Origin of the sequence: Gallicola sp. Sow4_E12 (assembly GCF_052116305.1) — a bacterium.
GTDB lineage: Bacteria > Bacillota > Clostridia > Tissierellales > Peptoniphilaceae > JBQKLI01.
The window spans coordinates 1-529 of sequence record NZ_JBQKLI010000063.1 but is presented as its reverse complement, the minus strand read 5'-3'; the positions used below and the strand labels follow the sequence as shown (position 1 = coordinate 529).

The following is a 529-nucleotide window of genomic DNA, read 5'->3' as shown; positions in this document are numbered from 1 at the left end:
CGATGGCGGAAGGGATCCACCTGTTCCCATCTCGAACACAGAAGTTAAGCCTTCTTGCGCCGATGGTACTTATCCGGAAACGGATTGGGAGAGTAGGTAGTCGCTCAACAATTTAATAATATTGGTTTACTGATATTATTCTCTCACATGCGAATGTGAGTGTTCCTAGGTAGCTCAATGGTGGAGCACTCGGCTGTTAACCGATAGGTTGTGGGTTCGAGTCCCACCCTGGGAGCCATTTTAATTTTATAGCGCGGGATGGAGCAGTTCGGTAGCTCGTCGGGCTCATAACCCGGAGGTCGTCGGTTCAAATCCGGCTCCCGCAACCATTTTACTTATGGCGGAGTAGCTCAGGTGGCTAGAGCATGCGGTTCATACCCGCAGTGTCAGCGGTTCAAATCCGTTCTCCGCTACCATAAGGCCCTATGGTCAAGCGGTTAAGACATCGCCCTTTCACGGCGGTATCCCGGGTTCGAATCCCGGTAGGGTCACCATAATGGGAGCTTAGCTCAGTTGGGAGAGCATCTGC

4 tRNA genes and 1 rRNA gene are annotated in these 529 nt (G+C 52.0%); all 5 read left to right on the top strand.

The features are described from left to right. Positions 1-109: ribosomal RNA gene (rrf, locus tag ACTQ46_RS11190) — 5S ribosomal RNA — on the top strand; the annotation flags it as partial. Between the two features lie 54 nt (positions 110-163). Further along, a tRNA-Asn gene (locus ACTQ46_RS11185) sits at positions 164-238 on the top strand. Positions 239-252: 14 nt separating this feature from the next. After that, positions 253-329: transfer RNA gene (locus tag ACTQ46_RS11180), tRNA-Met, on the top strand. 10 nt (positions 330-339) lie between these two features. Beyond that, a tRNA-Met gene (locus tag ACTQ46_RS11175) sits at positions 340-416 on the top strand. Between the two features lie 3 nt (positions 417-419). After that, positions 420-494: transfer RNA gene (locus ACTQ46_RS11170), tRNA-Glu, on the top strand. Positions 495-529: the final 35 nt, after the last annotated feature.